The sequence below is a fragment of the Parasynechococcus sp. genome (genome assembly GCF_042954245.1).
In the GTDB taxonomy this organism is placed as follows: Bacteria; Cyanobacteriota; Cyanobacteriia; order PCC-6307; family Cyanobiaceae; genus Parasynechococcus.
The window spans coordinates 1-7,386 of sequence record NZ_JBGKDP010000239.1 but is presented as its reverse complement, the minus strand read 5'-3'; the positions used below and the strand labels follow the sequence as shown (position 1 = coordinate 7,386).

Below are 7,386 nucleotides of genomic sequence, written 5' to 3'. Positions count from 1 at the left end.
CCGCTGGCGCCCCAGGGGCGCCAGCGGCTGCAGCAGGGGCGCTGGGAGCAGGGTGCTGGGGGCATGGGGTGAGGCGGCTTTGTCAAGGAAGCGTTCCAGCATCGACAGTTCCTGGTCGGTGCCCAGGGCCGCCTGCATCCCCTTTAGAGCCGCCACCACAGCACGCCCCGTGCGCCCATGTGGCACGAAGGCGCTGAAGCTGCCCAGCAGCACCACCGCCTCGGCCTGCGCCAGAACAGCTGCCGGCAGCAGATGCAGCCCCAGGGAGTGGGCGATTAACAGGTTGCGTCCTGGGCCAGGGGTCCATGCCGGAGCAACGGCCTCACCGCCGCCGTAGCCCCGGTCTGCGCTGGACCATCTCGCTCCCCCGTCTTCAAAGCATTGACGCCAATGGGACCAGGTACCGGCCTGGCCAGCCCAACCATGCATCGCCAGGACCTGCATCATCGAGAGCCGAGGGCTGCGAGCAATTGCTCCAATGTGCCCTCTGGCAAGTCCCGCCGCAGCACCAGGCGCAAACGGGCGGTTCCCTCCGGCACGGTGGGCGGCCGGATCGCCACCGATAGCAGACCCGCGTGCTCCAGCTGTTGCTGGAGGTCGAGCGCGTCTTGGTCGTCACCAACTAACAGGGGGAGCACGGGGCCGTGCCCTGCTGGTTTCGCCCAGCCCTGGTGCGCCAGATCTGTCCTCCAGCGTTCCGAGCGCTGGCTCAGCTCTCTTCCCCAGTTGGGGTTGGCTTGGATCAAGCGCAGGGCAGCTTGGGCTCCAGCCACCAACGGTGGGGCCAGAGCCGTAGTGTAGCGGAAAGCCCCACTGGTTTGAAGCAGCCGCTCCATCGTGGTGTGCTCCCCAGCCAGAAACGCACCTCCGCTGCCGAAGGCTTTGCCGAAGGTGCCGCACACCAAGGCCACAGGCTGTTGGAGTCCATGGCAAAGCCCGCGGCCGCCGGGCCCCAGGACTCCAAGGCCATGGGCTTCGTCCACCAGCAGCTGTGCACCGTGGTGGGCACAAAGGTCGGCCATACCCTGCAGATCGGGGCTGCTGCCTTCCATGCTGAACAGGCTTTCAGTTACCACCAGAGGCGGTCGCGTTGTCGGCTTAAGCCGCTGCAGCCGCTGGCCGAGATCTTCAAGATCGTTGTGGGCAAAGCGTTGTAGCCGCGCCCCACTGGTGCGGACGCCGGCCAGAAGCGAGTGGTGGATCAGCCGATCCACCAACACGGTGGTGTGCCGGTCACTCAGGGCCGTTAGGGCGGCGATGTTGGCTTGAAATCCGCTGGGGAACAGCAGCACCCGGTCCCGGTTCAGCCAGGTGGCGAGGGCTGCCTCCAGGTCCAGATGGCGCGGTCGGGTTCCTGTGATCAGGCGAGATCCACCGGCACCAACGCCATCGGAGGCCATGGCCTCCGTTGCCGCTGCGAGTACATCGGGGTGGCGGCTCAGCCCGATGTAGTCGTTGCTGGCCAGATCAACGAGCTGGCCAGCTCCGGCGGGATCCTGCAGCTGCCAGGGCTCCTGGCCGGAGGTCAAGCTCCGCAGGCGGCGGCGGGCTGGATGGATGGGAGAAGCGTGGTCCCGCATCACAACAGTCTGGAATCCGTCCTGATCAAGGATGGCCGCAGTCCTCTGATCGTCATGTCCTGGGAGCGTTTCACTCTGCTGTTTCCGCTTTGGACGTTGCTGGGAGCTCTTCTGGCGCTGCTGCATCCCCCGCTGTTCATCTGGTTCAAAGGGCCACTGATCGCCCTTGGGTTCGGCGTAATCATGCTGGACATGGGCGTCGGGCTGACACCCGCTGACTTCGTGCGGGTTGGTCGGCGACCCCGCGCCATGCTGCTGGGGGTGCTGGTGCAGTTCTTGGTGATGCCGGCCCTCGCCGCTGTGATCGCGGCGGCCCTGCACCTGCCTGCGCCGCTTGCGGTGGGGTTGATTCTGGTCGGCCGTGGCGACGTGGCGCTCTTGGTGGTCATGACCACGATCAGCACCCTGGCAGCGGTTGTGTTGACCCCGCGTCTCACGCAGGTGCTGGCCAGTCAGTACGTGCCAGTGGACGGTTGGGTCCTTTTCCTGGCCGTGCTTCAGGTGGTGCTGTTGCCCGTCACCGTTGGGGTGGTGCTCAAGCGTAGCCTGCATGGCATGGCATGGGATGGCGGATTGAGCCTGTGATGCCTCCCCTGGCGGTGATGGCCATCGTGATGATCGTCTCCAGCATCGTGGGCAGCCAGACGGCTGTGCTGCTCCAACAGGGGCCCATGCTGATCCTGGCTTGCCTGCTGTTGCATGGCGGCGGCTTTCTGCTCGGCTGACTGATTCCTCGGCTGGCGGGGCAGACCGTGCAGGCCCAGCGAACCATCAGCATTGAGGTGGGCACGCAGAACTCAGGACTCGCCGTGGTGCTCGCCCGCAGTGGCGGGTTTGCCAGTCTCCTCACGGCGCTGCCGAGTGCCATCTCTGCGGTGATTCACTGCCTGATCGGCAGCGCCCTTGCGGCCGTCTGGAGGCGTCGCTCGCCTTAGTCGGTCGCCCTAGGTCGAGCCCCCTTCGTGGAGTTCGAGCAGCAGGCGGGCGGCAAGGCCACGAGAGATGCGTCGTGCTATGAACAGATCACAGATCCAGGTGAACAGCGGTGGGGCATCGGTAGTGGATGCCAGGCGCTGTTCGAGGGCCTTCAGCTCCTTGACGTCGCGGCAGTCCCGCAGAGCATCGATCAGGGTGTCCTCCGCCGGCCACGGTTTGGTGAGCTGAGTGCTGGTCACAGGTAGTGGCACTCGTTCCCCTCTGTCATGGCACTAGAGGAGTGCCCCTGTCACCCTTCGCCTCTGCTGAGGCACGCACAAAAAACCTGGTGGGCCTACCAAGGCTCGAAGCATTCTCTTCATTATTTTTTATGATCTGGCTTGGTTCCGTCAAAGGAGGTCGGCACATCTGATTAATTGCATTGGCGTGGCTTATCGCTTGTTTGAAAAGAGAGCTCAGCCAGGCTCCTTAAGATCATTCGATGAACCAATCGACACCGGCCACGCCCCGATCCGAGCCCGATGTCGATCGCAGTGCCCCACTGAATCCCTCAGCAATCTTTCCCTTCCCGCTGGATGATTTCCAGCTAGAGGCCATGGATGCTCTCAACCAGGGACATTCGGTCGTGGTCAGTGCCCCCACAGGATCCGGCAAAACCCTGATCGGGGAATACGCCATTCATCGCGCTCTGGCCCATGGCCAGAAGGTCTTTTACACCACACCGCTGAAGGCTCTCTCCAACCAGAAACTGCGCGATTTCCGCGATCAGTTCGGTGCGGAGAACGTGGGCTTGATGACCGGTGACCTCAGCGTGAATCGCGAGGCCTCCATCGTGGTGATGACCACGGAGATCTTCCGCAACATGCTCTATGCCGAGGCGGATGAGCACGACGATCCTCTGGCCGATGTGGAAGCCGTGGTGCTCGATGAGTGCCACTACATGAACGACTCCCAACGCGGCACGGTCTGGGAGGAGTCGATCATTCACAGCCCACCGACGGTGCAGCTGGTGGCGCTCTCCGCCACCGTGGCCAATGCTGGGCAGCTGACCGACTGGATCGAGAAGGTTCATGGTCCGACCACGTTGGTGATGAGTGATCACCGGCCGGTACCGCTGCAGTTCAGCTTCTGCAGTGCCAAGGGGTTGCATCCATTGCTGAACGACGCCGGAACGGGCTTGCATCCCAACTGCAAAGTCTGGCGCGCGCCCAAGGGGCACAAGCGCAAAGGGCGTTCCCAGAGGCCGCCGCAACCCGAGCCACCGCCGATCAGCTTCGTTGTGGCTCAGATGGCTGAGCGGCAGATGCTCCCGGTCATCTATTTCATCTTCAGCCGCCGCGGCTGTGACAAAGCGGTGCGGGATTTGGGGGTGCAGTGCCTGTTGACCCAGGAGGAGCAGGCGCTGATCAAGGAGCGCTTAACCGCTTACAGCCACGACAACCCCGAGGCTGTTCGGGATGGAATTCACGCTGATGCACTGCTGCGGGGCATCGCTGCCCACCATGCCGGTGTTTTGCCCGCCTGGAAGGAGTTGATCGAGGAGCTCTTCCAGCAGGGGTTGGTGAAGGTGGTCTTTGCCACGGAGACCCTGGCGGCGGGCATCAACATGCCGGCCCGCAGCACGGTGATTGCGGCCCTCTCCAAGCGCACCGAACGGGGGCATCGCCCGCTGATGGGCAGTGAGTTCCTCCAGATGGCCGGTCGAGCCGGGCGGCGTGGCCTCGACTCTCAGGGCTACGTCGTGACGGTGCAAAGCCGGTTCGAAGGTGTGCGTGAAGCAGGTCAGCTGGCGACGAGTCCCTCCGACCCCCTGGTGAGCCAGTTCACCCCCAGCTACGGCATGGTTCTCAATCTGCTGCAGCGTCACGATCTGGCCAAGGCCCGGGAGCTGGTAGAGCGCAGCTTTGGCCGCTATCTGGCGGGGCTTGACCTCGTGGAGGACGAGGAGAATCTCTCCCAGCTGCGGTTGCAACTCAGCCAGCTGGAGGGCGTCGCTGGCGACATTCCCTGGGAAGACTTTGAGGACTACGAAAAAATGCGCGGGCGGCTCCGAGAAGAGCGGCGCTTGCTACGCATCCTCCAGCAGCAGGCCGAGGAGACGCTGGCCAACGAGCTGACGATGGCTCTTCAGTTCGCCAGCACCGGCACCTTGGTCAGCCTCAAATCGCCGCAGCTGCGCGGGCGCGTCGCGCCCGCGGTGATCGTTGAGAAGGTGAAGGGGCCAGGGCAGTTCCCGCTGCTGCTCTGCCTGACCGATGAAAATGTCTGGATCCTGCTGCCTTGTCAGGCCGTGGTGAGCATCCACGCGGAGCTCAGTTGTCTGCAGGTGGACGGGCTGGAGGTTCCGGAGCTGTCCCGTTCCGGCGAGTTGCGCCATGGCGATCAGGCAAGTGGTGGTTTGGCGTTAGCCGTGGCCCACATGGCCCGGCGCCACGACATGACCACCCCGCAATACGACCTGGCAGGCGAGGTGTTGACCCAGGCGAGGCTCGTGCGGGATCTCGAGCAGGAGCAGGAGCAGCATCCTGCCCATCGCTGGGGAGATCGCAAACAACTGAAGAAGCACCGCCGGCGCATGGAAGATCTGGAACTGGAGATCGCTGAACGGCAACAGCTGCTGCATCATCGGGCCAACCGTCACTGGGAGACCTTCCTGGCCTTGATGGAGATCCTGCAGCATTTCGGATGCCTCGATGAGCTGGATCCCACGGAGATCGGCCGCACCGTTGCTGCCTTGCGGGGCGACAACGAACTCTGGCTGGGGCTGGCTCTGATGAGTAGGCATCTCGATGACCTCTCCCCCCCAGATCTGGCGGCGGTGTTCGAGGCGATCAGCACAGAGGTCAACCGTCCCGACCTGTGGAGTGGCTTCCCGCCGCCTGCGGCGGCAGAGGAAGCTCTTCAGGATCTGTCGGGTCTGCGTCGCGAGCTGCTGCGGGCCCAGGAACGCGCCGGTGTGGTGGTGCCTGCCTGGTGGGAGCCCGAGCTCATGGGCCTTGTGGATGCCTGGGCGCGGGGAACGTCCTGGAGCGATCTGATCGCTAACACGTCCCTAGATGAGGGTGATGTGGTGCGAATCATGCGCCGCACCGTGGACCTTCTGGCCCAGGTGCCCTACTGCGAAGCGATCAGCGAGCAATTGCGAAGCCATGCCCGTCAGGCTTTGAAAGCGATCAACCGCTTCCCCGTGGCCGAGGCCGAGGATCTGGTGCCGCCTTCCTCTGTGCTCAACCCGGCAACGGAGCGGGCGGCCTGAGCTCAGGCGTCCGGAGCGGCCATGGCGCCCGGATTCACCTGCTGATCAAAGTCTGCTTCGGTGATGTGGCCGAGCTCCAAGGCCGCCTGCTTCAGCGTCAGCCCCTGACGGTGTGCATGCTGAGCGATGCCACTGGCCTTCTCATAACCGATGCTCGGGGTCAAGGCGGTGACCAGCATCAGGGAACGATCCACGAACCGCTGAATCTGCTCCCGATCCGGCTCCAAGCCCTCCACCAAGTTCTGGCGGAAGCTGGTCATGGCGTCCTTGAGCATGCGGATCGACTGCAGCAGGTTGAAGCCGATCAAGGGCTTGTAGACATTCATCTGCAGATGGCCGCCTGCGCCAGCGGCTGCCACGGCGCCATCGAGTCCGATCACTTGGGTGCAGACCATGGCCATGGCTTCGCACTGGGTGGGATTGATTTTCCCCGGCATGATCGAGCTGCCGGGTTCGTTGGCGGGCAGCCGCAACTCCCCCAGACCCGCCCGGGGGCCACACCCAAGCAAACGCACATCGTTAGCGATGCGGAGCAGGGCCACCGCCAGCAGGCGAAGTTGGCCCATCGCATGGACGAGGGCGTCATGGCCGGCCATCACCGCGAACAGGTTCTCAGCGGGGCGGACTTCGATGCCAGCGACTCGGCTCAGCTCCTTCGCCACGTCATAACGGAAGCCCGGCGGCGTGTTCAACCCCGTGCCCACCGCGGTGCCCCCCAGGGGAAGATCGCCAAGGCTGACCAGACAGTCCTCCAGCCAAACCTGGGCTTGTTTGAGTTGATCCCGCCAGGCGGCGACCTCATCACCAAGGCGTAGCGGCACCGCATCCTGCAGATGGGTGCGGCCAATCTTGACGACTGGCATCCAGGCCTGGGCTTTGACATCCAAGGCCTGCACCAGGGCATCGAGCGCCGGTAAAACACCATCCTTCAGTTGCTTGGCTGCGGCGACATGGATGGCTGCGGGAAACACATCATTGGTGGATTGCGACCGATTGACGTGGTCATTTGGGTGCACTGGGCTGTGACTGCCGAGTGCGGTGCCTGAGGCCTGAGACGCCAGATTGCTGATCACCTCGTTGATGTTCATGTTGATCTGGGTTCCGCTTCCGGTCTGCCAGACCCGCAGCGGGAACTGATCGTTGTGCTCGCCAGCGGCAATGGCATCGGCCGCCGTGCAGATCAGCGCAACCTGTTGAGGGCTCAGAAGCGCATGCTGGCCGTTCACCATGGCGCAGGAGCGCTTGATCCAGGCGAGGGCCTGGATGATCTCGAGCGGGATCCGTTCGTCGCTGATGGCGAAGTTCTGTAGCGACCGCTGGGTCTGGGCTCCCCAGAGCGCCTCGGACGCCACCTCAATGCCCCCCAGGCTGTCGGTTTCAATCCTGAACGGCTGCATCATCGGATCCTCGGCGCGATCGAGCGGTGCCTCGATCATCCGTGATCACTGTCTGTTGGTCGCCTGAATCAACGGTTCGGTATTGTCCCGTCAAATTTCACCGTTCTCATACCCAATCTGCCGCCGTCATATCTCGCCTGCTCGCGCACTTTGTTGCACCACTCCTGATGGGACAGGTACCAGCGCACGGTCTCCGTTAAGCCCTGTTTCACATCGT

Annotated in this window: 8 protein-coding genes; 4 read left to right on the top strand and 4 right to left on the bottom strand. The window is 63.6% G+C overall.

The genetic code is table 11. From position 1 onward, the window contains the following. Both ACGVJ8_RS11210 and ACGVJ8_RS11205 read right to left on the bottom strand, forming a co-directional pair. A partial coding sequence (locus tag ACGVJ8_RS11210) for an alpha/beta hydrolase (RefSeq protein WP_392348135.1) occupies nt 1-447 on the bottom strand: 447 nt, incomplete at its 3' end. Beyond that, entirely contained in the window at nt 444-1,580 is a 1,137-nt protein-coding gene (locus ACGVJ8_RS11205; RefSeq protein WP_392348133.1) for an aminotransferase class I/II-fold pyridoxal phosphate-dependent enzyme, read from the bottom strand. The genes ACGVJ8_RS11205 and ACGVJ8_RS11210, both read right to left, overlap by 4 nt. Before the next feature lie 54 nt (nt 1,581-1,634). Here ACGVJ8_RS11205 and ACGVJ8_RS11200 point away from each other — a divergent pair, with 54 nt between their 5' ends. From ACGVJ8_RS11200 to ACGVJ8_RS11190, 3 genes are read left to right on the top strand one after another with little or no spacing between them, the layout of a single operon-like run. Continuing rightward, a complete protein-coding gene (locus tag ACGVJ8_RS11200) occupies nt 1,635-2,165 on the top strand; it encodes a bile acid:sodium symporter family protein (protein WP_392348131.1) in 531 nt (176 codons plus the stop codon). Then, nucleotides 2,165-2,305: a hypothetical protein gene (locus ACGVJ8_RS11195; protein WP_392348129.1), complete on the top strand. Its 141-nt coding sequence runs from the start codon at nt 2,165-2,167 to the stop codon at nt 2,303-2,305. Before ACGVJ8_RS11200 ends, ACGVJ8_RS11195 begins: the two co-directional genes overlap by 1 nt. Nucleotides 2,306-2,362: 57 nt before the next feature. Beyond that, nucleotides 2,363-2,515: a hypothetical protein gene (locus ACGVJ8_RS11190; protein WP_392348127.1), complete on the top strand. Its 153-nt coding sequence runs from the start codon at nt 2,363-2,365 to the stop codon at nt 2,513-2,515. Between the two features lie 9 nt (nt 2,516-2,524). Here the strand turns inward: ACGVJ8_RS11190 and ACGVJ8_RS11185 are convergent, their stop codons facing one another. Beyond that, a complete protein-coding gene (locus ACGVJ8_RS11185) occupies nt 2,525-2,755 on the bottom strand; it encodes a hypothetical protein (protein WP_392348125.1) in 231 nt (76 codons plus the stop codon). A gap of 356 nt (nt 2,756-3,111) precedes the next feature. Here ACGVJ8_RS11185 and ACGVJ8_RS11180 point away from each other — a divergent pair, with 356 nt between their 5' ends. Beyond that, nucleotides 3,112-5,772: a DEAD/DEAH box helicase gene (locus ACGVJ8_RS11180; protein WP_392348137.1), complete on the top strand. Its 2,661-nt coding sequence runs from the start codon at nt 3,112-3,114 to the stop codon at nt 5,770-5,772. Between the two features lie 2 nt (nt 5,773-5,774). Here ACGVJ8_RS11180 and ACGVJ8_RS11175 read toward each other — a convergent pair whose 3' ends face one another. After that, nucleotides 5,775-7,208, bottom strand: coding sequence for a class II fumarate hydratase (locus tag ACGVJ8_RS11175; protein WP_392348123.1), 1,434 nt, complete (start codon nt 7,206-7,208; stop codon nt 5,775-5,777). Between the last annotated feature and the right edge of the window lie 178 nt (nt 7,209-7,386).